This is a genomic window from Actinokineospora iranica (assembly GCF_900101685.1).
Lineage (GTDB): Bacteria > Actinomycetota > Actinomycetes > Mycobacteriales > Pseudonocardiaceae > Actinokineospora > Actinokineospora iranica.
On sequence record NZ_FMZZ01000015.1, the window covers coordinates 1 to 24,670 of the forward strand.

The window sequence follows — 24,670 nt, forward strand, 5'->3', positions numbered from 1 at the left end:
GAACTCCTCGTCGTTCTCGGTGTAGGGGATGGCGAAGCCGCCGCCGAGGTCGAGTTGGGTCAGGGTGAGGCCGTAGCGGGCGCGGACCCGGGCCACCAGCCGGACCATCCGCCGGGCGGATTCCTCGTAGGCGTCCACCCCGGACACCTGGGAGCCGATGTGGCAGTGCAGGCCGACCAGGTGCAGCCGCGGCTGGGTCAGGATCGCGCCGATGGCGTCCTCGGCGTCGGCGAGCGCGACGCCGAACTTCTGGCCCTCGGTGCCGGTGGTGATGGCCTTGTGGGTGCGGGCGTCGACGCCGGGGGTGACGCGCAGCAGCACCTGCTGGGCGTGGGTCACCAGGCCCGCGAGCTGGGCGGCCTCTTCCGGCGAGTCCAGGACGATGCGGCCGACGCCGTAGGTCAGCGCCGCCTTGAGGTCTTCCGGGGTCTTCGCGTTGCCGTGCAGGATGATCCGCTCGGCCGGGAAACCGGCGGCGCGGGCGACGGCGATCTCGCCTGCCGAGCACACGTCCAGGGACAGGCCCTCGGCGGCGAGCGCCTTGAGCAGCCCCTTGCAGAGCAGCGCCTTGCCCGCGAAGGCGATCTCTGCCTCCGGCAGGGCCCTGCGCAGCAGGCCGACGCGCCTGCGCACCTCGCTGAGGTCCAGCACCTGCGCTGGCGTGCCGAACCGGGCCGCCACCTCGGTGGCGGGCACGCCGCCAAGCTGGACGTCGCCGTCGTCAGTGGGGGTCGCCGACGCAGGCCATAGGCCGCTGGGTAGCGCGATCGGATGCGACCGGCGCAGCGTCGGCACGAGTTCGGTGAGTGTCACAAGTCCTCCCCTAGGCAGAATCACGCGTTCAGCAGACTCTCGTGGGCGGCGGTGGGAGCCGGTCCCTGACGCGGTCTTGACAGCGGGCGCGGCCATTTGGACGCCATATGGACACCTGAGTGGCCGCCATCACCCGGTCGTGGAACACGATCGGGGTACGGCGCGCGACCCGGTTCGGCCGACCGCGATCATCAGCACTATCTTGTGAAGACATGGGTGTACGAGAGGTCCGTGCCGGAATCGCGGTGGCCACCGAGAAGGCGCAGGCGGGCATCGCGGCCATCGTCGAGGCGTCGATGCAGCTCGACGAGGCGCACAGCGCGTTGGCGACCGTCACCCAGGGCAGCGGCCACCCGAGCGTGGCCGAGTCGCAGGGGCTGCTCGCCGAGGCGCTGCAGGGCCTGGCCGCCGCCCAGTCCGCCATCAGGGCGAGCATCATCTCCGCCGAGGACTACGCGGCGCGGCTTTGACCGGACCGGGACTCTCCGACACGCCGCGCCGCGTGCCGGACACCGGTTCACGCGTGCTGTCCCCGCCGTCGCCCGCCCAGCGCGGGAGCGGCCACCGACTAACCGATGAGGCCCCCGATGCTGGGTAGAGGCGAGCGCAGGAACCGCGCCGAGCAGGCCCTGCACCAGTTGCGGGCGGTGCTCAACCGGGCACTGGGCGCTGCGGCGGGCGAACGCGAGCGCGCCGAGGCGCTCAAGCGGCAGCTGGAGTTCGAGCAGTCCGTCCAGCGCATCGGGCTGGCCCAGGCCAGCCGGGACGAGGACATCCTGGAGCGGCTGTCGGACCCGGCGCTGGCCGCGGTGTGGGCGAAGATCACCGCCGACCGCGACACCAGCTACGCCGAGTGGCACCGCGACGGTCTCGGCGCGGTCCGCGACCTGGTCGCCGCCGAGGCCACCGGACCAGCGGGCAGGCCGTGGGAGGAGTGGCTGGGGCGGCTCGGGGACGACCCGGGCGTCGCGGCGCCCCGGCTGTGGCGGATCGGCACGGCCCAGGTCGCGCACGCCGGGCCCGAGCACGGGTTCCCGCTGGCGGTGCCGCTGCTCGACGCCGCGCACCTGCGGCTCAACTCCGCGCCGGGCAGCCGCGCCGCGGTGGACGCCATCGTGGAGACCGTGCTGCTGCGGATGCTGAGCACCTTCGCCCCCGGGATGGTCCGGCTGCACCTGTGGGACATCGGCCACCTGACCGGCCCGCTGCCCAACCTGCACCCGCTCACCGCGGCGGGCCTGATGGTCGTGCACGACCCGACCCGGCTCGACGACCTGCTGGCGCACCTGGCGGGCCACATCCGCAAGGTGCACGCCAACGCGATGCGGGTGAACCGCACGTCGCTGCGCGAGGTGTGCGTGGCCGCGGGCAGGCGCGTCGAGCCGTGGCGGGTGGCGGTGCTGTTCGGCAACGGCGAGCGGATGGACGACGAGCAGTACCGCGAGCTCAACCGGGTCGCCCGGACCGGACCGGACGCCGGGGTGCACCTGATCCTGGTCGACGTCCCGGTGTCGGCGAACAGCCCGATGGAGACGGTGACCTTTGTCGACGCGGAGACCGCGACCTCCAGCATGACCGGCCCCGGCGTCGTGGTGCGGGCCGACCCGCCCGCGCCGCCCGCGATCGTGGGTCGGGCGGCCGCGCTGATCCGCGACGACGTGGTGGCCCGGCGCGGGCGGCCGCGGTCGTTCGCGGACCTGCTGCCCGAGGTGCTGGGCCAGGAGAGCTCCCGCGACGAGCTGCGCACCCCGGTCGGGTTCGACGAGGGCGACCCGGTGGAGGTCGTGCTCGGCGACGCGACCCCGCACGCGCTGGTCGCGGGCCCGAGCGGGTCTGGCAAGACGAACTTCCTCTACGCCATGCTCGGCGGTTTCGCGGCCCGCTACCCGCCGTCGGAGCTGGAGCTGTACCTGCTCGACTTCAAGGAGGGCGTGTCCTTCGCCGGGCTCACCCCCGGCCGCAAGGACCCGAGCTGGCTGCCACAGGCGAAGCTGGTCGGAGTGAACGTCAACACCGACCGCGAGTTCGGGCTGGCGCTGCTGCGCTACCTGGCCCAGGAGCTGGCCCGGCGCGCGGAGGCGGCGAAGCGGCAGGAGGTCACCAAGCTCGCCGAGCTGCGCGACGCCGAGCCGGACCGGGACTGGCCGCGCATCGTCGCGGTGATCGACGAGTTCCAGGCGCTGTTCGTCGGCCGCGACCAGATCACCCAGCAGGCCGCGACGCTGCTGGAGGACGTGGCCAGGCGCGGCCGGTCCCAGGGCATCCACCTGGTGCTGGCCAGCCAGGACATCGCGGGCATCGAGGCGTTCTGGGGCAAGCCCGCGGTGTATGACCAGTGCACGCTGCGCATCGCCATGCCCAAGGCGAAACGGGTGCTGTCCACGGAGAACACCGCGGCGCTGAGCCTGCCCAGGTGGCACGCGGTGCTCAACCACGATTCTGGTGTGCCGCACGGGAACGAGACCGCGCACGTCCCGGACGCGTCCAGCCGCGGCACGTTCGACGCGTTGCAGCACCGGCTGTGGCAGGACACGAACACGGCCGCGCCCCGGCTGTTCGACGGCGCGCACCAGCCGGACCTGACGGGTGCGGCCGACTTCACGGCGCGGAAAGGCCCGATCCTGGGGCAGATCATCGACGTGGACGACCGGTCGGCGACCCTGCGGCTGGACCCGGTGCCGGGCCGCAACGTCGCCGTCATCGGCACCGCGACCGCCGACGCCTTGTCCATCATGGACACTGCGGTGCTGTCGCTTGCCCGCTCGCACGTGCCGGAGACGTGCGAGTTCCACCTGTGGTGTCCCGTCGAGGCGATGGCCGAGCATGTGGCCCGGGTGAAACAGGCGCTGCTCAGGGCCAAGCACAAGGTGGAGTTCCGCAGCGGGGAGGACGCGGGCAAGCTCGCCGAGGTCATCGCCACGCTGACCGAGCAGCAGACCGACAAGCCCAGGTACGTGTTCTTCTACGCCGTGGACGCCGCCCACCAGTGGCTGGAGCACAAGCAGCCGCCGCTGATGATCAGCGGCCTGGACCGCCTGCGCTCGCTGCTCAAGAACGGCCCGTCCGCGCGCATCCACACCTTCGGCTGGTGGCGCGGAATCAGCAGGCTCAAGGACACCCTCGGTTTCAGCGGCGCCGACGACATCGGCGCGTGGGTGGCCCTGGACGTGCAGGGCGCCGACCTGAGCACGCTGGCGGCCGGGCAGTTCGTGGACTGGTCGCCGCGCCCGCACCGGGCGGTGTTCTTCGACCGGTCCACGCACAGCAAGCCCGAGATCCTGATCCCGTTCGACACCTCGGCGGCGTTGGAGGCGTCATGAGCATCCCGGCTGGCAACCCGGTGACCGATCCGGTCGCCCGGTACAAGGAACTGCTCGACGCGGCGCACAAGGCCGCGCGCAAGCACACCGAGCACGAGCGCAAACGCGCCATCGACCTGGTGGCCGAGATCCGCGAGGCCAACCAGCGGGTCACCGCGGCCACCGAGGCCGAGGCGCAGGTCACCGGCGAGATCAACGCCTGGTGGCGGGGCGTGGTCGACCGGCTGGACACCCTCAGGTGGATCACTCCCGGCCCGCGCCCCGCGCCCGACGTGTCCGCCCGCCCGGAACTGCTGCGGGAGTACCTGGCCGAGATCGAGCCCGCCACCAAGGCGTTCTACGCCGCCCTGCGGCGCGCGGCCTGGCCCAAGCGGCTGTGACCTATTCGTGGGTCATGAAAGCCGCCGCGGTGGAGAACTTGGTGTCGCCGGGTTCCACGGGGTCGTGGATGTCGGTGCGGCAACCCGGGTCCGGGAACAGGAAAATGGTCGCCGAGGTGCGGTTGACCACGGCGGTGTCCGCTCCGAATCCCCGGTAGCAGACCAACGGTCTCGGGTCCTGCACGGTCTTGATCTGCCCATCCGGCGAGTACAGGCGAACCACGCCGGGGGCGGCGGCCACGCCGGGAGCCGACAACAGGACAACGGCTGACGCGACAGCGACCGTGATGGCTATGCGACGCATGGGAAATCTCCTTCAGTGGATTGTCGTCGCTCCCATCACAACCCCGCCCAGGCCGCGGAGCCACCCTTGCCACTCGGCTGAGTGAAGCCTCGCCGCCCGCCGACGGTGCAAGGATGGGTTCATGCGGACACGTCGACTGGGAACCGTCAAGGTCAGCGCCATCGGGCTCGGCGCCATGCCGCTGTCCATCGAGGGCAGGCCCGACCGCGCCCGCGCGATCGCGACGGTGCGGGCCGCCGTGGACGCCGGAATCACCCTGATCGACACCGCCGACGGCTACGCGCTCGGCGCGGACGACCTCGGACACAACGAGGAGCTGATCGCCGAGGCGCTGCGCGGCGCTCCCGCCGATGTCCTCGTTGCCACCAAGGGCGGCCACACCCGCCCAGCAGGCGGCGGCTGGGGCCTCGACGGCAGGCCGGAGTACCTACGAGCAGCTTGCGACGCGTCCCTACGCCGACTCGGCGTCGAAGCCATCGGGCTCTACCAGTTCCACCGCCCCGACCCGGCGGTCCCGATCGCCGAATCGGTCGGCGCGCTGGCCGACTTGCTGGACGAGGGCAAAATCCAGATGGCGGGGGTGTCCAACTTCGACCCCGGGCAGATCCGCGAGGCACAGTCCGTCCTGGGCGGACGACTGGCGTCGGTGCAGAACGAGTTCTCTCCGCTGTTTCGCAGCAGCGAGCCGGAATTGGAGCTGTGCGCGGAACTGGGGATCGCGTTCCTGCCGTGGAGCCCGTTGGGCGGCATCGGGCGGGCTGGAGACCTGGGCAACCGGTTCGCGGCGTTCGCCGAGATCGGCAGGGAGCGCGGGGTGAGTCCGCAGCGGGTCTGCCTGGCATGGCACCTGGCGAAGGCGCCGGTGGTGATTCCGATCCCGGGGTCGTCGCGTCCGGAGAGCATCCGCGACTCCGCTGCGGCTGGGGATCTGGTGCTGACTCCTGCGGAGTTGGCTCGGTTGGGCTGAGGCTGGCTTCTGGCTGGGGCTGGGTTGGGTGGGTTGGCAGAGTCGCTGGGGTTACCCGGGAAGATTCGCTGCGATCAGGACCGCGACGTCCAGCACTGCTACGACGAGCATGGCGTGGAACGCGGCCCGTGAGCGTGGCCGTTGTCCCCTGATGAGGCCGACCGCTGTGACTGCTCCGGCCACCGCGAGTGCGGCTACGCCCAGGGGCACCGCTTCCGTAGGTAGGCCTGCCACCAGAGTGGCCGACGCCGCGAGCACCAGGACTGCCGCCGCGACTCGTGAGCCTGCCGCGCCGAGTCGGTGTGGTAGGCCGTGGACTCCGGTGGCTCGGTCGTCGTCGAAGTCGGGGAGCACGTTGGCGAAGTGCGCCGCGCATCCGAGCAGGCTGGCTGTCGCGACCATCCACCACGGCGGGGGGTAGGGGCCAGGCAGCCCAAGGGTGACGAAGGCGACCAGGAGCCCGAACGACACCGCGTACGGGACCACGGAGAACACCGTCGCTTTCAGCCGCAGGTTGTACGCCCACGCCACCACCACCGCCAAGATGTGCGCCGCCCCCGCGACCGCCCCGAACCCCAACGACAGCACGACAGTCCCGACCGCGGCCGCCACCACCGCCACCCACACGGCCGACGCCGCCACTTCCCCGGCGGCCACCGGCTTCCTACCCCGCCCCACCCGAGCGTCCCGATCCGCGTCCACGAGATCGTTGAGCCACCCCACTGACAACTGTCCGGTCAGCACAGCCGCCCCCAACGCGACCAACCACCACCCCACCTGCCCCAACGCGGCCCCCAGCCCCACCACAGCCACAGTGACCCCGACGACAGGTTCCGGATGAGACGCCCGCACCAACGACAACAACACTCACGAAGTCTCGCGCACATCACCCCACCTGGCTGATCACCACAGCCCCGGTCGTGCCCTCACTCAGCGAACCGACTGCCATGCCTTCCAACCCCGCCACCGGCCAAGGTGACCACGAGCCAATCCGCCCCCTGCCAGGCCACACCACCCCTGCCAGGTGCTCGATGGGGTGGAGCAGCAAGGACACCAGCCTCCCTGCCAGACAGAACCTGCGCCCGCAAAGTGCTCGATGGGCCCATCGAGCAACCCCCGCAACCCAGCCGCCCGCAGAAGTCAGCCACCCCACACAGCAAGCAGAACATACGAGCCTGTGCCAGCCTCTGATCATGACCGACCCGGCCCTCTACGACGATCTGGCCACCCAATGGTGGCAACCGCGTGGAGCGTTCGCGATGTTGCACTGGCTGGCGGCCGCCCGAGCCCGACTCATCCCATCCGCACAGCGAACCGGAGCCGTCCTGGCGGACCTCGGCTGCGGCGCGGGACTGCTCGCCCCGCACATCGAGGGCAAGGGATACCTGCACGTCGGAGTGGATCTCTCCACCCAAGGCCCCCGGTTGGCCGCGAAGCATGGGGTAGCGGCGATCCGGGGCGACGTGCTCGCTGTCCCCCTCCGACCGGAGTGCGCGGACGTCGTGGTGCTGGGCGAGATCCTGGAACACGTCCCGGACCTGGGCCGGGCGGTCGCGCAGGCCTGTGGGATCTTGCGGCCGGGTGGGCTGTTGGTGTTGGACACGCTGGCCGACACGGCGTTGTGCAAGTGGCTGGCCATCGACATCGCCGAGCGGCTGCCGCAGGTGCCGCGTGGGCTGCATGTGCCCAGCCTGCTGGTCAATCGGGAGGAGTTGGTCCGGGAGTGCGCGCGGCAGGGGGTGACAGTGCGGTTGCGCGGAATCCGGCCGTCGTTGACAGACTTGGCCGGGTGGGTGCTGCGGGTGCGCCCGGCGGTGCGGATGGTGACCGTCCCGACGACCGCTGTCCTGTTTCAGGGTGTCGGCATGAAGGAGAGTTGATGTCGTGTCGGTCGTGACCGGGATCGGCGTCGCGCTGCCCCGGTCGGTGGGCCAGGACGTCCTGTGGGAGCAGTACTTTCGGCGGCACTTCGGTGACAGCGCGCTTGCCCGGCGGGTGTTCGCGGGGGCGGGGGTGCGCAGCAGGAACTCCGTGGTCGACCCGGTGGCCGAGGACGTGTCGGGGTGGTCGACCGGCGAGCGGATGGCGCGGTTCGCCGAGGAGGCGCCGCCGTTGGCGGTGCGGGCGTTGACGAACGCGTTGGCCGACGCGGGGATGGCCGCCGATGAGCTGGGGCTGCTGACCGTCGTCTCGTGCACCGGTTACGGGACCCCGGGACTCGACATCGGGCTGGCCGCGGCGCTGGACCTGCCCGCGGACACGCAGCGGCTGGTCATCGGGCATATGGGCTGCCACGCGGCGCTTCCCGGGTTGCGCTCGGTGTCGGACTTCGTGGCCGCCAGCGGGCAGCCCGCCGCGCTGGTGTGCGTGGAGCTGACCTCGCTGCATGTGCAGCCGCCGTCGAAAGACCCCGAGCAGATGGTGGCGCACTCGCTGTTCAGCGACGCCGCGGCCGCGGTGGTCGTGCGGCCGTCCGGGCCGGGCTGGGCGGTGGTCGACGTCGCCGCGCACACCGAGGCCGACAGCCGGGAGCTGATGACCTGGACCGTCACCGACCAGGGCTTCCGGATGGGACTGTCCGCGCGGGTGCCCGAGGTGTTCGCCGCGTCCGTGCGGCCCGCCGTGGAGAAGCTGCTCGCCCGGCACGGCGCGGAGATCGGCGACGTGGCCGGGTGGGCGGTGCACCCGGGCGGGCCCCGCATCCTGGACACCGTGCAGGCCGCGCTGGACCTGCCCGCCGCCGCCCTGGAGCCGTCGCGGGCTGTGCTCGCCGCGCACGGGAACTGCTCGTCGGCGACGGTGCTGCTGGTCCTGCGCGAGCTGTCGGCGCGGCCGGGTGAGCTGGTGGTGGCGCTGGCCTTCGGCCCGGGGCTGACCCTCTACACGGTGCTGCTGCGCGGGACAGCATGAGCGAGACCCGCTGTTACCGCGACGGCGCCGTCACCGCCGCCGACTTCCCGCTGACCGAGTTGTCCGCGCACCTGGCCGCTCCGGGCGCGGTGGTCTGGGTCGACTTGAAGTCCGGCGACGAGGACGCCCTGACCACCGTCGGCGACCAGCTCGGCCTGCACGAACTCGCGGTCGAGGACGCCCGCGACCGCGGGCAGCGCCCGAAGCTGGACACCTACCGGTCCCACCTGTTCCTCACCGTCTACGACACCGAGATCGACGCCTCGGGGGCCATGACGACCTCCGAGCTCGCGGTCTTCGTGACCGAGCGCGCCCTGGTCACCGTGGGCGACGGGTTCGACATGACCGAGGTGACCCGCGCCTGGGACGAGTCGAGCCTGTCCGCGGACCGGGTCGGCGTGCTGCTGCACGGCCTGCTCGACGCCGTGGTCGACCGGCACCTCGGCGCGGTGTCCGCGCTGGACGAGCTGCTCGACGACCTGGAGGACCAGATCTTCGACGACAGCGCGGACATGCGCGAGGTGCAGCGGCACGTGGTGCGGCTGCGGCGCGGCCTGTCCGGCCTGCGCCGCGTCGTGCTGCCGACGCGCGAGGTGCTGACCGGGCTGCCGAGGAACCGGGACCTGGTCGACGCCGAATTGGAGCCGTATTTCGCCGACGTCCGCGACCACGCCGCGCACGCCGCCGAGTGGACGGACTCCCTGCGCGAGCATGTGACGACGCTGCGGGAGACCCAGCTCAACATCCAGGGCAACCGGCTCGACCTGATCATGAAGAAGGTGACCGGCTGGGCGGCGATCATCGCGATCCCGACCGCGGTCACCGGGTTCTACGGGCAGAACGTGCCGTATCCGGGGTCGGAGCGGCCGTGGGGGTTCTGGGTGTCCACGGCCGTGATCGTCGGGCTGTCGGTCGGTCTCTACGCCATGTTCAAGCGCAAGGACTGGCTCTGAGCCCGGTCACGGGTTGGCCGACGCGCCCGCCTTCCGGCGTCGCGGAGTCGTGGGCCTGCCCCCTGCCGCCGCTGCGTAGAGCCAGGCGAACAGGGCCCACATGGCCGCGAACAGCACGCCGACAACGAGGTAGCCCGCCGTCCACAGCGCCGCGGGGGTGTCGGACTTGCGTTCCCGTTGCAGGAAGTCGATTTCCGACATGAACTCGCGGACGCCGGAGACCGCCGGGATGGCCTCGGCGTCGGCGGCCGGGTCTTCCGGCGCGTAGATCGGGGCCAGCGCCAGCAGCCGGTTCGCGGCGTGCAGCCGGATGCCGGACTTCCACTGCCCGAACACCGGCAGCGGCTCGGTCGTGCGGTACTCCCCCGCGCCGGTCTTCTCCAGCGGCGTGGAGTAGAAGTCGCCGCCCTGCCAGGCGAAGCCGTTGAGCCAGATCGGGTCCTCGGTGAGATCGGCGCGGTTGATCGTGACGGTGGCGTGCACCCAGCGCGGGTCGCCGCCGCCGTGCGGGTTGGAGATCGGCTGCCCCACTGGCGCGTCGGTGAGGCGGAAGTCGGCGGTGAAGCCCGCGGGCGGATCGGCGGGCACGACGACGGCGGCCATCAGGGCGACCGCGCCCAGCGCGCCCACCAGGCCCGCGCCGTGCCGGGCGGCGAACCCGCGCGGTCCGCTGTCGCCCCTGGCTGTGCCGTGCCCGATGCCCGCGACGTCTTCGACCCGCTGGTGCTGCCAGGTCCCGATCAGCGCGCCCGCGACGGCCGCCGCCGCGCCGAACAGCAGGAACGTTCCCAGATGCGCGGCGGGCCACGGGTCGGGCATCAGCCACTGGGACAGCGCCCACTCCCCCAGCAGCCCTACCGTGCCCGCGCCGGCGCCCGCCGCCACGGCGAAGCCGTATCCGCGCCGACGCGTCACCAGGGCGACGACCTCGATCACCACGGCCTCGGCGACATAGGGCAGCGGGACGGCCACGTGCAGGTCGTCGGCCAGCGGCAGCACCGAGAACGCCGCCCGGCTCACCAGCAGCACGGCGACCACGATCAGGGTGCCGCCGGGCCCCCAGGCGAGCCGCCCGTAGAGCAGCGTCCAGGTGCCGATCAGCCCGACCAGCACCACCTGCGCGAGCATCGGGAACTGCGGCACGCCCAGGTCGAACTCCATCAGGAACGCCGACGCGCCCATCATCCAGGCGCCCGCGAGCACCGGGCCGAGCAGCCGCGCCACCGGGCCGGACGCGCCGACCTGGCGGGCCTCGGCGAGCAGCAGCTGCAAGCCGATCACCACGCCGACCCCGCCGCCGATCATCAGCACGTGCGTCGGGCCCCACTCGGTGACGTCCTGGCCGAAGAGCCGGTGCCACACGTCGTCCAGCGGGAAGCCCGCGATGCCGATCGCGCCGGTGGCCATCATCGCGATCGCGCCCATCGGGGCGCGCCAGTGCGGGCCGATCGCGAAGGTGCGGGCGGGCAGCTTTCCCTTGGCCAGCGCGGCGCTGAGCACGCCGCTGGCGAAGATGCCCATCAGTCCGAAATAGATCGGGTAGTGCGACGGGTTGGCGAGCGGGCCCTCGTCGCGGCCGAGTTCCATGTGGATCGGCACGTCCCAGTAGACGCCGACGAGCGCGGAGACGCCGGAGAGGAACGCCACGGCCATCGGCAGGGCCGCCCAGCGGGGCAGCTCGACGCGGGCGGCGGCCCAGGCGGCGAGCCGCCCGAGCGCCGTCGGCCTGCCCGCCCGCTCGCGGATCGCGAACACCGCCAGCGGCAGGAAGACCAACAGGAACATCAGGGCCGCGATGACGATCTGGCCGACCTCGGCCCCGCCTGCGGGCGGGCTCTGCGCAGCGGTGTCCACGATGACCGCCCTCCTTGACAAGTCTGCGACCCCAAGTAACTGTTACCTGTGGTTACACTTTAGGGAGTGACGGCGGCCACGGCAAGGGGGGTCGCGGGGCGGGAGGAGGAGCGCCGATGGCGCCGGTGGTGATGATGCACAACGGCGGCTGGGACGAGATGGCGCTCGTCGCGGGTCCGGTGGCGATCATCGTCTTGCTGATCGTCCTCGCCCGCAGGCAGGGTCCGGTGGCCGACGAGGACGAGCAGACACCCCGGACATGACTCGGGGGCGGGCCGCGCGGCCCGCCCCCGACGTGGGCCTGCTCAGGCTTCGGCGACCACCGCGACCGGCGACAAATCGCCGAGGATGGCCTCGCCCTTGGTCAGCCAGGCGAAACCGAACGCGAGTGTCGCCCCTGATTCCAGCCAAAGCACCGGATGCAGCGAGTCGTCCAGGAACCGCCCGGCGACCACGATGCCCGCCAGGCAGACCAGGATGACGAGCCCGGCCACCAGGTACACCTGGTTGCGCTGGACCTTGCGGCGCGTCGGCCGGGCCTTGTCCGACTTGCGGAACAGCACCAGGCAGAAGTACGCCAGCGTCAGGAAGAACACGGCCGCGAACACGATGTGCGCGACCCCGATGGCCTTGTCCGCCGCGCTGGGATCACCCGCGGGCGTGGTCGGGAACAGCGCGACGCCGATCGCCGCGACCCCCGCCACGTTGGCGGCGACGTCGTCGAGCCAGTCGTAACCTCGGTAGGACAACAGGAAAACGCCGATCGCGCACAGGCTTCCGACGTAGACGTCGCGCATGTCGCTGTAGTAGTAACCACTGATCGAGTTGAGCAGTCCGCCGCCCTGGACCAACTCCTTGCCGACGATGAGCACCACCGGCAGCGCCAGGCCGACCAGGCCGATCGCCCGGCGCAGGAACAGGTACGAGTGGACAAGCGTGTCTTGTGGGGATTCTGGTGGGGGGATGTTCGTCGCGGTCATGGCCGCCTCCGGTCCCTCGAAACTCGAAGCCGCTGCATGATCTATCGGCGTGGGCCGGGAGAAACATAACCCCTGGCGGCAGGCCGCACTCCAACGGCGCAACGGGTACCGTGCCAGCGTGGCGACTCCTCCGCACGACCCGTACGGCGACCAGCCCCCGCGGCCTGCTTACGACCCCTACAGCCAACCCGCGCGCCCGCCCGCCCGCGGTCACCAGCCGTACGGGCAACCCCAGTACCGCCAACCCGAATACCGCCAGCCTTCACGCGAACCCGTTACCCCGCAACGGTTTCCCCGCCACGTCCCCGGCCTGGGCCTGGTGCTGGCGACCGTGGGCTCCCTGATCCAGCTGCTGAGCCTGACCGTCCTCCCCTGGGCAGCCCGCGCCGCGAGCGACGACGTCTCCCTCCCCACCCTGTGGAAAAGCCTGACCGACGGCGACTCCCAGGGCTTCGGCGACTGGTACGTCGTGCTGTTCAGCTACCCGCTGATCGCCCTGGGCGTCGTCCTCGCCTTCGCCGCCGTGCTGGAGTCGGTCGCGATGAAGGTGGTGTGGGGCGGCCTGATGCTGCTCGGCCTGGGTTACCTGGTGCTGCGCTACGGCCTGGGCCCGTTGACCGGCCTGTTCGGCTCCCCCGAGCCGATGAGCTTCACCACCGCGGAAATCATCCTCGCGGCGGGTGCCCTGATCGCCGTCGTGCTCGTGGCGCTCGCCCTCAAACTCGCCGTCAGCACCTTCCGCCGCGTCGCGGGCGTCATCCTGCTCGCCCTGTCCGGAATCCACCTGACCGCCGTCATGGACCTGGTCGACGCCACCGCCTTCAGCGACCTGAGCATCGGGGCCTTCACCCCGTCCGTCGGCTACCTCCTGACCGGCGCCGCCGCCCTCATCGGCCCCCGCAGACTCATCCCCGGCCACTGACCGGCTCGATCGCCGCAAGCAGGTCACCCATGGTGGACGACGGGTTGTCGTGGGGAAACGCCGTCTGATCACGCGCGTGCCGCTCCGCAGGCACGGAAGCCCGCTTCGACGCCGCTTGCCGATGGGGCAGGTACGCGGCGGCATCGATCCGCTTACCTGCCCGCCCGTCGAGTTCGCGGCTTCTCCGTTCGGCCGCCTTGGTGTCCAGAAAAGCCGACTGGTCCGCGTGGTGGAGGATCAGCCACAACTCGAAACAGGGGTTCGACACCGCCAGTTTGATGTCATGCTCGCGGGCCAACCGCATCGCCTGGTCGAGGTTCGGATGGTTTTGCGGCCATTCGACGTCGAACACGCACCAGCACTCGCCTCAACCCGTTGATGTAGTCCGGCTCCGACGCCTCACCTTCACAGAAAACCACAATCGTCTTGCGTTCCGGCCTGCTCGCGGTGCTCCGCCTGAGGCCCTTCGACCTAGTGCGCCTCGGTGCCATCCGGCGTCAGCCGATCAGCCCGAGAGCCCGGAGGACGTCGGTTCGGTCCACATCGGGAAGCGCGCCGAACCGGCCGTGCAGGTACGCCTTCTCCAGATTCTGCGACTTCCGCACCCGCTCACCGGCGAAATCGGCCAACGCGCCCAGTCGGGTCGCGCCGTCCTCGGTCTTCTCGGTCAGCCAGACCTCGTCGCGGTTGAGGTGGTTGAGCAGGCTGGTGTCATGGGAGGTGAAGACGAGTTGAGCGCCGCGCGGGTTGGTCGCCGGGTCCTGGAACAGGCGAATCAACTGCGAGGACAGGGTGGGGTGCAGGCTGGCGGCAAGCTCGTCGAACAGCAGCAGAGACCCGTGTTTGAGCGCCGTCAGCACAGGGCCAATGAGTTTGAACCAGGTGCGTGTGCCTTCCGACTCAGCGGCAAAGTCGAGCAGCACTCTCTCATTGGCGCTTCTGTGGACAAGGCTCACTCTGTTTCGCTTCTCTTGGTCGATCACGACGTCGTCAATGCCGAGATCCGCCATTTGCAGCAAGGCCAAGGCCTGCGCTCTGTCGTTCCGCGCGGCCCCATAGAGTTCTTCGATCCCCGGCAGCGTCAACTGGTCTCGATCACCAGATTCATCGAACCAGCGGCTGGTCAAGCGGGTGTATCCAGGCAACATCCGCGTCCGGAAGAGTGACCCAAGACCGACAGTCTGGGTGAGGCGTAGGTCACGAACGAAACCCCGAGACCAGTGGTTCATCGAAGCGCGCCGCGACTGACAACGCCAAAGTGCGAGCGGTCAGCAGTTCACGTGTGCCGGACAGGTTGCCCAGACCACGTTGCAGCTTGAACCCGCCCTCTTCGCGCTCGAAGATCCGACGCCGTTTCTTTTCCGGGTAGTGGAACAGACCCTCGTAGTGGACCGTCCGCCGATCAAGCTCCAGAACATACTCGAACCGGACACCGGAGACGATCGCCTCGACGGTGAACTGCGTCGGGCGGTCGCGGCCGTCGAGGAAAGCGAACGGCTCGACCGGAATTTCCTCGTCCCAGACGCGCAGCGACTCCAGCACGGCGACCCGCAGCCAGTCGAACGCGGCGACGACGTTGGACTTGCCGGACGCGTTGGGGCCGAAGATCGCCGCGACCGACAGCAGGCTCTCGCCGATGTCGGGGGCCGGGCGGGCCTCGGGGCGGTCGCTGTCGACGGCGACCATGGACAGCTCGACGGGATCGAGGATCGAACGGAAGTTCACGACCTCGAACCTGATCAGCACCGCACGCTCCGACTCGCGCCCATGGCGCCATCATGGCCCTGATCTCGTCGGAAACCGACGAACTTGGCCACGTGTCGACACTCAGGTGACAGCGAGAGCGGATGAGACGGTGTCCGTGCACCGGGGAACAGTTCGTGATCGCCGCCCGGTCTGACAGTCGCGTTGTGTGATTCTTCCAGCGCGTGAGCGTCTCGAACGGGCGGCGCGTGGTCCGGTAGGCTCAAGGTCCAGGTCGAGAGGCGCTGCGACGGGCCCATGGTCCGCCACGCTCGGCCAGGGTTGTGGACGACAAGGGCGCCTCCGGACAACGGAGGTGTGCGCGTGGTGACAGAGGCAGGCAGCAGGACCGCGGCCCTGCGGGAGCTTCTGGACCGGCGGATCGCGGTGCTCGACGGGGCCTGGGGCACGATGCTGCAGGGGGCCGGGCTCACTCCGGCCGACTACCGGGGCGACCGGATCGGCGATCACCCGCGTGATGTGACCGGTGACCCCGACCTGCTCAACCTCACCCGCCCGGACGTCATTCTCGACGTGCACCGGCAGTATCTGGCGGCGGGCGCGGACATCACCACGACGAACACGTTCACCGCGACCAGCATCGGGCAGGCCGACTACGGGCTGGAGTCGCTGGTCCACGAGATGAACGTGCGCGGCGCCCAGCTGGCCCGCCAGGCCGCGGACGAGGCGGGCGGGAAGTTCGTCGCCGGGTCGATCGGGCCGCTCAACGTGACCCTGTCGCTGTCGCCGCGGGTGGAGGACCCGGCGTACCGGGCGGTGACGTTCGACCAGGTGAAGGCCACCTACGCCGAGCAGATCGCCGCGCTCGCCGAGGGCGGGGTGGACATCCTGCTGGTCGAGACGATCTTCGACACGCTCAACGCGAAGGCGGCGATCGCGGCGGCGCGGGAGGTCGCGCCGGAACTGCCGCTGTGGATCTCGGTGACGATCGTGGACCTGAGCGGGCGCACGCTGTCGGGGCAGACCGTCGAGGCGTTCTGGAGTTCCATCGAGCACGCCGACCCGCTGGTGGTCGGGGTGAACTGCGCGCTGGGCGCCACGGAGATGCGCCCGCACATCGCCGACCTGGCCCGGTTCGCGGGCACCTACACCGCCAGCCACCCCAACGCGGGGCTGCCCAACGCGTTCGGCGGCTACGACCAGACGCCCGAGGAGACCGGGGCGCTGCTCGGCGACTTCGCCGCCGCGGGCATGGTCAACATCGTCGGCGGCTGCTGCGGCACCACGCCCGCGCACATCGCCCGGATCGCCGAGGCCGCCAAGGGCGTCGCGCCGCGCGCGGTGCCCACGCCGTCCGCGAAGACCCGGTTCAGCGGCCTGGAGCCGTTCGCGATCGGGCCGGACACCGGGTTCGTCATGATCGGCGAGCGCACCAACGTGACCGGCTCGGCGCGGTTCCGCCGCCTGATCGAGGCCGACGACCACCAGGGCGCGGTCGACGTGGCGCTGGAGCAGGTGCGCGGCGGGGCGAACCTGCTGGACGTGAACATGGACGCCGACCTGCTCGACAGCGAGCGCGCCATGACCACGTTCCTCAACCTGATCGCGACCGAGCCCGAGGTCGCCCGCATCCCGATCATGGTCGACAGCTCGCGGTGGAGCGTGCTGGAAGCCGGGCTCAAGTGCGTGCAGGGCAAGGGCGTGGTCAACTCGATCAGCCTCAAGGAAGGCGAAGAGTCCTTCCTCGAACAGGCCCGGCGCATCCGCGACTACGGCGCGGGCGTGGTCGTCATGGCCTTCGACGAGCAGGGCCAGGCCGAGACGACCGAGCGCAAGGTGTCCATCTGCGGGCGCGCGTACGACCTGCTCACCCAGCAGGTCGGGTTCCCGCCCGAGGACATCGTCTTCGACCCGAACGTGCTGGCCGTGGCCACCGGCATCGCCGAGCACAACGGCTACGCGAAGGCGTTCATCGACGCGCTGCCGCTGATCAAGCAGCGCTGTCCGGGCGCGCGCACCAGCGGCGGCATCTCCAACCTGTCGTTCTCCTTCCGCGGCAACGACGTCGTGCGCGAGGCCATGCACTCGGCGTTCCTGCTGCACGCGGTGCGCGCCGGGCTGGACATGGGCATCGTCAACGCGGGCCAGCTCGCGGTCTACGCCGACATCCCGGCCGACCTGCTCGAACTGGTCGAGGACGTGATCTTCGACCGGCGTCCGGACGCGACCGACCGGCTGGTGTCCTTCGCCGAGACGGTGAGCGGTTCGGGCACCCGCCGGGTCGTCGACCTGGCCTGGCGCGACGCGCCGGTGGCCGAGCGCCTGTCCTACGCGCTGGTGCACGGCATCGTGGACTTCATCGAGGAAGACACCGAGGAAGCGCGCAAGGAGGCCGCCCGGCCCCTCGACGTCATCGAGGGCCCGCTCATGGACGGCATGAAGGTCGTGGGCGACCTGTTCGGCTCGGGCAAGATGTTCCTGCCGCAGGTGGTCAAGAGCGCGCGCGTCATGAAGCGCTCGGTCGCCTACCTCGAGCCGTTCATGGAGGCAGAGAAGGAGCAGGCGCGCCTCGACGGCCGCGCGGAAACCGTGCGCGGGCAAGGGAAAGTCGTGCTCGCCACGGTCAAGGGCGACGTGCACGACATCGGCAAGAACATCGTCGGCGTCGTCTTGGGCTGCAACAACTACGAGGTCGTCGACCTGGGCGTGATGGTGCCCGCATCGGTCATCCTCGACACCGCGATCGCCGAGGGCGCCGACGCCGTCGGCCTGTCCGGTCTGATCACGCCGTCGCTGGACGAGATGGTCGCGGTGGCCAGGGAGATGCAGCGGCGCGGCATGTCGCTGCCGCTGCTGATCGGCGGCGCCACCACCTCCCGCCAGCACACCGCGGTCCGGGTCGCCCCGGCCTACGACGGCGCGACGGTCCACGTGCTCGACGCGTCCCGGGTCGTCGGCGTCGTCTCCGACCTGCTCGACACCGATCGGGCCGAGACGCTGGCGGCGAGCAACCGGGTCGAGCAGCAGCGGCTGCGCGAGCAGCACGAGGCCAAGACCCGGCAGCCGCTGCTGACCCTGGAGCAGGCCCGCGCGAACCGGGAGCGGGTGTCGTTCGACGACCTGCCGACTCCCGACTTCACCGGCATCCGCCTGGTCAAGCCGGACCTGACCGCGCTGCGCGAGATGATCGACTGGCAGTTCCTGTTCCTGGCCTGGGAACTCAAGGGCAAGTACCCGGCGATCCTGGAGCAGCCGGTGGCCCGCGAGCTGTTCGACGACGCGAACGCGCTGCTCGACCAGATCATCGCCGACTCGTCGTTCGAGGCGCGCGGCGCGTACGGGTTCTGGCCCGCGCACGCCGAGGGCGACGACATCGTGCTCGACAACGGCGTGCGGTTCCCGATGCTGCGCCAGCAGACGCAGAAGCCCGAGGGCCGGACCAACCGGTGCCTGGCCGACTACATCGCCCCGGAAGGCGACCACCTCGGCGGTTTCGCGGTGGCCATCCACGGCGCGGAAGAGTTGGCCGCGGCCTACGAGGCCAAGCAGGACGACTACAAGGCGATCATGGTCAAGGCCCTCGCCGACCGGCTCGCCGAGGCGTTCGCCGAGCACATCCACCTCGACGCCCGGCGCGCCTGGTTCGAGCCGGACGCCGACCCGGCGATCGAGGACCTGCACGCCGAGCGCTTCCGCGGCATCCGCCCGGCGCTGGGCTACCCGGCCAGCCCGGACCACAGCGAGAAGGAACTCCTGTTCGACCTGCTGGAGGCCAAGCAGCTCGACATGGGCCTGACCGAGTCGTTCGCGATGACCCCTGCGGCCAGCGTCAGCGGCCTGCTGTTCGCGCACCCGGCGTCGCGGTACTTCACCGTGGGCCGGGTGGGCCGCGACCAGATCGAGGACTATTCGGCGCGCCGAGGGATGGCCCAGTCCGAAGTGGAACGGTGGCTGCGGCCCAATCTCGCCTACGACCCGGATTGACCGGCGACATCGGGCCCGACTCGTGTGAGAATCCCCCGATGGAGACGCCTCGATCGGTCCGGCGGGTGTGGCGGGTGCGGTGGTGGGTTCGGCTGATCGCGGTCGCCGTGCCCCTGTTGACGCTGCCCTCAGTGCTCCGGCCGCTGCTGCTCGACGGCGACGGAAGCGACGGCGTGCCGCTGTCCGAGCAGGTGCTGAGCGTGGCGCTGTACGCCGTTCTGGTGCTCTTAGCCTGGGCCGCGTTCCGATCCCGGGTCGAGCTTGCCGACGGCCAGGTGGCCGTGGTCAACCCGTGGGGGACGCGGCGGTTCCCAGCCGCTGAGGTGGCCGAGGTCCTACCGGGCGTTTACGGCCTGGAGTTCCACTTCACCGAGGCGCGGCCGGTGGTGGGCTTCGCCGTGCACACACCCCGGTTCCAGCTTGGGCAGGAGCCGCGGTGGGTCGACATCGCCCGGTCGGTCACCGGTCGCGAACCCGCCTGATTGACATGCAGGCATTTGCCTGCCTAAAGTGACGCGTGCACCCCGACGCGGTCTTCAAGGCGCTGGCCGACCCCACTCGCCGGTTCCTGCTCGACGTCCTGCGCGAGCGCAACGGACAGACACTGAGCGAACTGTGCGCACGGGTCGAGATGGCGCGGCAGTCCGTTGCCCAGCATCTGACAGTGCTGGAGGCGGCGAACCTGGTCAGCACAGCGCGGCGGGGGCGAGAGAAGCTGCACTACCTCAATCCTGTTCCCCTGCACGAGATTCAGGAGCGGTGGATCGAGAAGTTCGAGCGCCCGCGCCTGAGCGCGCTGAGTGCGGTCAAACGACGAGCGGAAGATGCCATGACGGGTAAGCCGACGTTTGTGTATGTGATCTATATCGAGAGCACGCCGGAGAAGGTCTGGCAGGCGTTGACCGATCCCGAGTTGACCAGGTTGTACTGGGATCACCGGAATGTGTCGGACTGGGAGGTCGGGTCCGGCTGGGAGCATCAGCGGCTGGACGGGGGCGTTGATGTGGTCGGACGGGTGGTGGAGAGCTCCGCTCCTCGACGGCTGGTGACCACCTGGGCGGACCCCAGTGGCGCTGGCGAACCCTCGCGGGTCTCGTTCGATATCGAGCCTTATGGGGATATTGTCCGGTTGACGGTGACGCATGTCGATCTTGCGGATGAGAGCGAGCGGCAGGCAGTGGGGCAGGGGTGGCCCGCTGTGCTGTCGAACCTGAAGTCGTTGCTGGAGACTGGGCATGTGCTGCCTGAGGCGCCCTGGGCCATGCCTGTGTGAGGTTGCCTCGGGGCTGATCGGGGCCTGCTTGATGGGGTTTCCCGGGGGCTCTCGGTGGCCTGCTCGATGGGGTGGAGCGGCTGACAGGAGGGCGGGTGCCCTGCCCCGCTCCTGCCGAGCACTTGGCGGGCGTTAGCCGGTTGTCAGGAGTCGGCGCGCTCCATGCTCCACCCCGTCTGGCACCTGGCAGCAGGTTCGAGCCTGTGAGCTAGTGGGGCTGGTGGCTAGTAGGCGATTCCTACTGCCTGGCCGATGGTTTCGGGGCGGTTGATGGCGTCGAGCATGTAGTGGGCCACGTCGGCGCGGGAGATGGTGTCGCCTCGGTGGAGGTTGTGGCCGTAGGCGGTGCGGTAGTTGCCGGTGGTGGGCTTGTCGGTCAGGCGGGGCGGGCGGACGACTGTCCACTGTAGACCGCTGTCGAGGAGTAGGTCTTCCATCAGGGCCAGGTCGTGGTAGCGCTTGCGGAGCACGGCTTTGATGGCGGGGGTCAGCACGTGGCGGGTGAGGAAGCCTTCCGCCGGGTCGTGTTTGGGGGCATCGGGGCGGGCTGGAGACGGGATCGTGGACAGCGGGGCGGCGCTCACGACCAGGATGCGGCGGACGTCGGTGGCCACCATGGCTTCGATGATGGCCCGGGTGCCGGTGGTGGCGATTCCCGCGTCCGTCTTGGAGTTGACGCGTTGGCCTAGGCCGGAGAGGACCGCGTCGGCTCCGGTGACGGCGGCTTCGAGCATGGCTGGGTCGGGAGTGGACAGGTCCACTTTGACCGTGCGGACGTCTGCGGACAGGTTCTTGGGGTTGCGGACCGCCGCGGTCACGTCGTGGCCGCCGGCGATGGCCTGTTCCAACAGGTGCCTGCCGATGCCGCCGGTGGCCGCGAAGATGGTGAGTTTCACTGTGTCTCCCAGGTTGTGGTGGAACCCCTACGAAGACAGGACGATCTTGGGCGCGGGAAAGTGACAGGCGGGGCGGTCACTTTCCCGGGTGCTGTCCCGTCCTTGATGTGTGGGACGTGTCGTGAAGGGGGTTGGGGTGTGACCGGAGGGGCGATCGGCGACCGGATCGCGGTGGCGTGGCGGACGCACCACTCGTACCTGGTTGATCTGGCGTTTCGGATGCTCGGGGATGTGGGGGCGGCCGAGGATGTCGCGCAGGAGGCGTTTGTCCGGTTGGCGAAGACCGGCGATGGGGAGGTGCGCGACGACCGGGGGTGGTTGACGGTGGTGACCAGCAGGTTGTGCCTGGACCAGATCCGGTCCGCGCAGGCGCGGCGGGAGCGGGTCGAGGACGTCGGGGTGGTGGACTCGGCGGAGCCGGTGGCGCAGGTGCGGCCGGTGGACCCGGCGGACCGGGTCACCCTGGACGACGAGGTGCGGTTGGCGCTGTTCGTGGTGTTGCAGCGGCTCAGCCCGGCCGAGCGGGTGGCGTTCGTGCTGCATGACGTCTTCCAGACCCCGTTCGACGCGGTGGCGCAGACCCTGGGGAAGACGACGGCCACATGCAGGCAGCTGGCGCTCCGGGCGCGGCGGAAGATCGCCGACGCGCCGGTCCAGGTCAACGAGGTGGGGCGGGCGGAGCATCGGACGGTCACCGAGACGTTCATCGCGGCCTGTGCCAACGGCGACCTTGACGCCCTCTCGGGTGTCCTGCATCCGAAGGTGTGGGGCGCGGCCGACTTCGGGTCGGCGCGGCGCCGGACCAACCACGGCCGCGACTTGGTCGCGAAGACGTTGCTGCGGCACTACCACCGGCGGGGCACGGTGCTGGTGTCGCATCCGGTGGCGGGCCGTCCGACGGTGCTGGCCTACTACGACCGCAGGTTGTTCGCGGTCATGAGCCTGACCGTGGTGGACGACCTGATCACCCAGATCGAGGTCGACGCCGATCCCGAGACGCTCGCCGACCTCGCGCGCTGGGATCGGGGACGCTGACCGCGCCCGCTTGCCGAGACCGTCGCCGGAGCAGGAGCGGAGCCGACCCGACGCCCGCCGACAGAGCCAGGGCCACGCCCGCCAGCGAGGTCGACCGCCACGGCCAGGCGGGACCGGTCAGGTCCAGGTGGGCGTCGGGGTATTCGATGAACTTCGCGGTGACGCGGGCAGTGGCCCGGTCGGCAGTGGCGGCGACGTCGCGCAGCAGCGGGTCCAGGCTGAACTCGCCGGGCGCCCGGTCCGCGTGCGGGAACTCGGCGGACAGCCCCCGGTCGGCGGCCCAGCGGGAGAGCCCGGGGTCGGTGACGGCCCCAGGCACGACGACCCGGTCCACGTCGGCGTCGGTGGTGGCGAACAGCACCAGCCCGTGCCGGGTGGTGATCGTCGGATGGAGCGCCACGGGCACGGCGTCCGCGGCGAAGGACGTTCCAGAATAAGCCTCCACAGCGGACGCGACGTCGACTTCGCCGACGCCATCGGCCAGTCCGATGCCGATGGTGGGGCGGAAGTACGGAAACGCGACGTTCAGGGCGTATGGCGCGTCGGACAGGGCCAGGTCGCGTTCGGGAATGTCCACCGCTGCCGTCGGCGACCAGCCGGGATAGGCGAGGTCGCCGCCGATCCGCGCCGCCTCAGCCGGGCCCGCGAGCCGTTCGACCACCCGCAGCGCGCCGACGACGCCTGAGGTGACGCCCGCGGTGGTGACGATCGGGCCGTCCTCGACGTAACGCTTGCCGCGCACCCAGTCCACCGCCGGGTAGTCCTCGGCGAGGCCGTCGACGGCGTCCCAGAACGAGGTGGCGCGCCGTCCGTCGAGCACGCCGCTCGCGGCGGCGAGTTCCGCCCCGACGCACACGCCGAGCACCGTCGAGCCCCGCGCCGCCTGGTCGGCGACGAACGACCGGGCGGCCGCCTCCTCGGCGCCGGTCGGGTCCACGACAGCGGGCACGACGACGACATCCGGCCGCGGTCCGCTCGCCAGCTCGGCGAAGGTGCGGTCGGGAAGCAACGCCAGCCCACCGGAAAGGGCGACGGGCTTGCGTTCGTCGGCCACGGTGACGACCGCGAACGCCGCGGACCGGGCGAACACCTCGAACGGCGCCAGCACGTCGGCGGCGACGGAACCGGTGCGGCCCACCACAACCGCGACGATCTTGCGGTCCGGCGGGAGCGGGCGGGACGCGGGCCATGCGGCCACCGGCGCCTCGGCTCGGAAGCTCTGCCCCATGGTCACCGCGACCCCGATCCCGCACAGCCCGGCGAAAGCCGCGACGGCCAGAACGACCGCCAAGAGAACCCACAGCGCACCCACCAGCCGACGACCACGCGCGGCGGTCATCGGTGGGCCGCCGGAGAGGTGCCGAAGCGGGCCGCGTACAGCCTGCGCAAGTGCCGGGCGTCACCGAAGCCGCAGCGGGTGGCGACCGCTTCGACGGGGAGGTCGGTTTCAGTGAGGAGGATGCTGGCCAGGTCGAGGCGTAGCCGTTGCCGGTAGGCCAGGGGGGTCATACCGATCGCGGTGGTGAAGGCTCTGGTCAGGCCGCGTGGGGACAGGTGCGCCACTTCGGCCAGGTCGGCCAGGGTGTGGCGGGCATCGAGGTGGGCGGCGATGTGGTCCTGCACCCGGTGCACGGCCGAGTCCAGATGCCCCCGGTCGCACAGGAAGGGGCTCAGTTGCGACCGGGTGCCGTCGCGTCGCAGGTAGACCACGAGGTGGCGGGCGACGGCGGCGGTGAGCGTCGGGCCGTGGTCGCGCTCGACGAGCGACAGGGCCAGGTCGACGCCGGAGGCGATGCCCGCGCTGGTGCTGACCGGGCCGTCGTGAACATAGAGCACGGCCTCTTGCACGTGCGCGTTCGGATAGCGCCGCCGCATGGGTTCGATGAGATCCCAGTGCGTGGTGCACCGCCTGCCGTCAAGCAGGCCCGCCTCGCCCAGGACGGCCGCGCCGCTGCACACCGACGCGAACCGCGCCCCCGAGTTCCGCTCTGCCCGCAGCCAGTCGACCACGGCGGCGGGGGCAAGCGGTCCGTCTGCCCGCAGCCGAGGCCCGGGGATCAGGACGAGGTCGCCCGCGGCCAGGCTCGGCAGCGGCGCGAGCCCGGCGAGCGCGAGGCCCTGCGCCGATGTGGCCCCGGCGCTGGCGCCGACATGCTCCAGCCGGTAGTCCCCGCCCAGGTGGGCGGCGGTGTCGAACACCTGGACCGGACCGGCCAGGTCGAGCAGATTCACCTCGGGCACCACGACCACGACGACCCGGCCGGACCCTTTCCCCGTGTTTCGCACCCCGCCACCGTAGGTCGGCCCACCTGCACCGACGAGGGTCGCGTAGGCCACTCACCGGACGGATCAGGCACAGCGCCCCGGCGTTGACA

Annotated in this window: 24 protein-coding genes; 13 read left to right on the forward strand and 11 right to left on the reverse strand. The window is 70.8% G+C overall.

All coding sequences use genetic code 11. The features are described 5' to 3' along the window. Window positions 1-813: diaminopimelate decarboxylase family protein (locus BLS56_RS24635; protein ID WP_175483031.1), on the reverse strand; the 813-nt coding region annotated here is incomplete at its 3' end. Window positions 814-1,025: 212 nt separating this feature from the next. Here BLS56_RS24635 and BLS56_RS24640 point away from each other — a divergent pair. From BLS56_RS24640 to BLS56_RS24650, 3 genes are all read left to right on the forward strand, one after another. Further along, window positions 1,026-1,283, forward strand: coding sequence for a hypothetical protein (locus tag BLS56_RS24640; protein ID WP_091455439.1), 258 nt, complete (start codon window positions 1,026-1,028; stop codon window positions 1,281-1,283). 117 nt (window positions 1,284-1,400) lie between these two features. Further along, entirely contained in the window at window positions 1,401-4,133 is a 2,733-nt protein-coding gene (locus BLS56_RS24645; RefSeq protein WP_091455441.1) for an FtsK/SpoIIIE domain-containing protein, read from the forward strand. Further along, the gene (locus BLS56_RS24650; RefSeq protein ID WP_091455444.1) at window positions 4,130-4,513 is read left to right on the forward strand and encodes a hypothetical protein; all 384 of its coding nucleotides are present in this window, start codon (window positions 4,130-4,132) and stop codon (window positions 4,511-4,513) included. Before BLS56_RS24645 ends, BLS56_RS24650 begins: the two co-directional genes overlap by 4 nt. Window position 4,514: 1 nt before the next feature. On the opposite strand, the gene BLS56_RS24655 is transcribed toward BLS56_RS24650, so the two are convergent. Continuing rightward, window positions 4,515-4,817 (reverse strand): hypothetical protein, encoded by a 303-nt coding sequence (locus tag BLS56_RS24655; protein ID WP_091455447.1) that lies wholly within the window; start codon window positions 4,815-4,817, stop codon window positions 4,515-4,517. Between the two features lie 121 nt (window positions 4,818-4,938). On the opposite strand from BLS56_RS24655, the gene BLS56_RS24660 reads away from it, so the two are divergent. Continuing rightward, window positions 4,939-5,784: an aldo/keto reductase gene (locus BLS56_RS24660; protein WP_091455450.1), complete on the forward strand. Its 846-nt coding sequence runs from the start codon at window positions 4,939-4,941 to the stop codon at window positions 5,782-5,784. Window positions 5,785-5,835: 51 nt separating this feature from the next. On the opposite strand, the gene BLS56_RS24665 is transcribed toward BLS56_RS24660, so the two are convergent. Further along, on the reverse strand, window positions 5,836-6,588 hold the full coding sequence (locus BLS56_RS24665; RefSeq protein WP_228771896.1) for a UbiA family prenyltransferase: 753 nt from the start codon (window positions 6,586-6,588) through the stop codon (window positions 5,836-5,838). A gap of 389 nt (window positions 6,589-6,977) precedes the next feature. Here BLS56_RS24665 and BLS56_RS24670 point away from each other — a divergent pair, with 389 nt between their 5' ends. The 3 genes from BLS56_RS24670 to BLS56_RS24680 are packed head-to-tail and all read left to right on the forward strand — an operon-like array spanning window position 6,978 to window position 9,647. Continuing rightward, a complete protein-coding gene (locus BLS56_RS24670; protein ID WP_091455451.1) occupies window positions 6,978-7,664 on the forward strand; it encodes a class I SAM-dependent methyltransferase in 687 nt (228 codons plus the stop codon). Window positions 7,665-7,668: 4 nt separating this feature from the next. Further along, window positions 7,669-8,694, forward strand: a complete 1,026-nt coding sequence (locus BLS56_RS24675; protein ID WP_091455454.1) for a type III polyketide synthase — start codon at window positions 7,669-7,671, stop codon at window positions 8,692-8,694. Next, window positions 8,691-9,647, forward strand: a complete 957-nt coding sequence (locus BLS56_RS24680) for a magnesium transporter CorA family protein (RefSeq protein ID WP_091455457.1) — start codon at window positions 8,691-8,693, stop codon at window positions 9,645-9,647. The genes BLS56_RS24675 and BLS56_RS24680 overlap by 4 nt, the downstream gene beginning before the upstream one ends. Window positions 9,648-9,653: 6 nt before the next feature. Here BLS56_RS24680 and BLS56_RS24685 read toward each other — a convergent pair whose 3' ends face one another. Then, entirely contained in the window at window positions 9,654-11,501 is a 1,848-nt protein-coding gene (locus BLS56_RS24685) for a hypothetical protein (protein WP_091455460.1), read from the reverse strand. A gap of 116 nt (window positions 11,502-11,617) precedes the next feature. On the opposite strand from BLS56_RS24685, the gene BLS56_RS31770 reads away from it, so the two are divergent. Further along, entirely contained in the window at window positions 11,618-11,764 is a 147-nt protein-coding gene (locus BLS56_RS31770; RefSeq protein ID WP_175483032.1) for a hypothetical protein, read from the forward strand. A gap of 42 nt (window positions 11,765-11,806) precedes the next feature. On the opposite strand, the gene BLS56_RS24690 is transcribed toward BLS56_RS31770, so the two are convergent. Further along, complete coding sequence (locus BLS56_RS24690) at window positions 11,807-12,481, reverse strand: DUF998 domain-containing protein (protein WP_091455463.1); 675 nt, start codon at window positions 12,479-12,481, stop codon at window positions 11,807-11,809. A 118-nt stretch (window positions 12,482-12,599) separates the two neighbouring features. On the opposite strand from BLS56_RS24690, the gene BLS56_RS24695 reads away from it, so the two are divergent. Further along, on the forward strand, window positions 12,600-13,403 hold the full coding sequence (locus BLS56_RS24695) for a hypothetical protein (protein WP_139190973.1): 804 nt from the start codon (window positions 12,600-12,602) through the stop codon (window positions 13,401-13,403). Here the strand turns inward: BLS56_RS24695 and BLS56_RS24700 are convergent. From BLS56_RS24700 to BLS56_RS32525, 3 genes are all read right to left on the reverse strand, one after another. Next, window positions 13,387-13,755, reverse strand: a complete 369-nt coding sequence (locus BLS56_RS24700) for an RloB family protein (RefSeq protein WP_091455467.1) — start codon at window positions 13,753-13,755, stop codon at window positions 13,387-13,389. The genes BLS56_RS24695 and BLS56_RS24700 overlap by 17 nt on opposite strands. Window positions 13,756-13,900: 145 nt before the next feature. Further along, on the reverse strand, window positions 13,901-14,530 hold the full coding sequence (locus BLS56_RS32520; RefSeq protein WP_228771897.1) for an AAA family ATPase: 630 nt from the start codon (window positions 14,528-14,530) through the stop codon (window positions 13,901-13,903). A 70-nt stretch (window positions 14,531-14,600) separates the two neighbouring features. Next, the gene (locus BLS56_RS32525; protein ID WP_228771898.1) at window positions 14,601-15,149 is read right to left on the reverse strand and encodes an AAA family ATPase; all 549 of its coding nucleotides are present in this window, start codon (window positions 15,147-15,149) and stop codon (window positions 14,601-14,603) included. A 324-nt stretch (window positions 15,150-15,473) separates the two neighbouring features. Here BLS56_RS32525 and metH point away from each other — a divergent pair, with 324 nt between their 5' ends. From metH to BLS56_RS24720, 3 genes are read left to right on the forward strand one after another with little or no spacing between them, the layout of a single operon-like run. Continuing rightward, on the forward strand, window positions 15,474-19,091 hold the full coding sequence (gene metH, locus BLS56_RS24710) for a methionine synthase (RefSeq protein ID WP_091455740.1): 3,618 nt from the start codon (window positions 15,474-15,476) through the stop codon (window positions 19,089-19,091). 38 nt (window positions 19,092-19,129) lie between these two features. Then, a complete protein-coding gene (locus BLS56_RS24715; protein WP_139190974.1) occupies window positions 19,130-19,573 on the forward strand; it encodes a hypothetical protein in 444 nt (147 codons plus the stop codon). A 35-nt stretch (window positions 19,574-19,608) separates the two neighbouring features. Next, window positions 19,609-20,364 (forward strand): ArsR/SmtB family transcription factor, encoded by a 756-nt coding sequence (locus BLS56_RS24720; protein WP_091455471.1) that lies wholly within the window; start codon window positions 19,609-19,611, stop codon window positions 20,362-20,364. Between the two features lie 224 nt (window positions 20,365-20,588). Here BLS56_RS24720 and BLS56_RS24725 read toward each other — a convergent pair whose 3' ends face one another. Then, complete coding sequence (locus BLS56_RS24725; RefSeq protein ID WP_091455474.1) at window positions 20,589-21,260, reverse strand: NAD(P)-dependent oxidoreductase; 672 nt, start codon at window positions 21,258-21,260, stop codon at window positions 20,589-20,591. A 138-nt stretch (window positions 21,261-21,398) separates the two neighbouring features. On the opposite strand from BLS56_RS24725, the gene sigI reads away from it, so the two are divergent. Beyond that, on the forward strand, window positions 21,399-22,295 hold the full coding sequence (sigI, locus tag BLS56_RS24730) for an RNA polymerase sigma factor SigI (protein ID WP_228771899.1): 897 nt from the start codon (window positions 21,399-21,401) through the stop codon (window positions 22,293-22,295). On the opposite strand, the gene BLS56_RS24735 is transcribed toward sigI, so the two are convergent. Together BLS56_RS24735 and BLS56_RS24740 are read right to left on the reverse strand one after the other, a co-directional pair. Then, window positions 22,225-23,634, reverse strand: coding sequence for a DJ-1/PfpI family protein (locus BLS56_RS24735; protein WP_091455480.1), 1,410 nt, complete (start codon window positions 23,632-23,634; stop codon window positions 22,225-22,227). The two genes, sigI and BLS56_RS24735, sit on opposite strands and share 71 nt — an antisense overlap. Then, on the reverse strand, window positions 23,631-24,581 hold the full coding sequence (locus BLS56_RS24740; RefSeq protein WP_091455742.1) for a GlxA family transcriptional regulator: 951 nt from the start codon (window positions 24,579-24,581) through the stop codon (window positions 23,631-23,633). The genes BLS56_RS24735 and BLS56_RS24740 overlap by 4 nt, the downstream gene beginning before the upstream one ends. Window positions 24,582-24,670 lie beyond the last annotated feature (89 nt).

Excerpts from the sequence above, each read along its gene's own strand:
- BLS56_RS24640 (WP_091455439.1), top strand. The coding sequence starts at position 1,026 with ATGGGTGTACGAGAGGTCCGTGCCGGAATCGCGGTGGCCACCGAGAAG.
- BLS56_RS24645 (WP_091455441.1), top strand. The coding sequence starts at position 1,401 with ATGCTGGGTAGAGGCGAGCGCAGGAACCGCGCCGAGCAGGCCCTGCAC.
- BLS56_RS24650 (WP_091455444.1), top strand. The coding sequence starts at position 4,130 with ATGAGCATCCCGGCTGGCAACCCGGTGACCGATCCGGTCGCCCGGTAC.
- BLS56_RS24655 (WP_091455447.1), bottom strand. The coding sequence starts at position 4,817 with ATGCGTCGCATAGCCATCACGGTCGCTGTCGCGTCAGCCGTTGTCCTG.
- BLS56_RS24660 (WP_091455450.1), top strand. The coding sequence starts at position 4,939 with ATGCGGACACGTCGACTGGGAACCGTCAAGGTCAGCGCCATCGGGCTC.
- BLS56_RS24670 (WP_091455451.1), top strand. The coding sequence starts at position 6,978 with ATGACCGACCCGGCCCTCTACGACGATCTGGCCACCCAATGGTGGCAA.
- BLS56_RS24680 (WP_091455457.1), top strand. The coding sequence starts at position 8,691 with ATGAGCGAGACCCGCTGTTACCGCGACGGCGCCGTCACCGCCGCCGAC.
- BLS56_RS31770 (WP_175483032.1), top strand. The coding sequence starts at position 11,618 with ATGGCGCCGGTGGTGATGATGCACAACGGCGGCTGGGACGAGATGGCG.
- BLS56_RS24690 (WP_091455463.1), bottom strand. The coding sequence starts at position 12,481 with ATGACCGCGACGAACATCCCCCCACCAGAATCCCCACAAGACACGCTT.
- BLS56_RS24715 (WP_139190974.1), top strand. The coding sequence starts at position 19,130 with ATGGAGACGCCTCGATCGGTCCGGCGGGTGTGGCGGGTGCGGTGGTGG.
- BLS56_RS24735 (WP_091455480.1), bottom strand. The coding sequence starts at position 23,634 with ATGACCGCCGCGCGTGGTCGTCGGCTGGTGGGTGCGCTGTGGGTTCTC.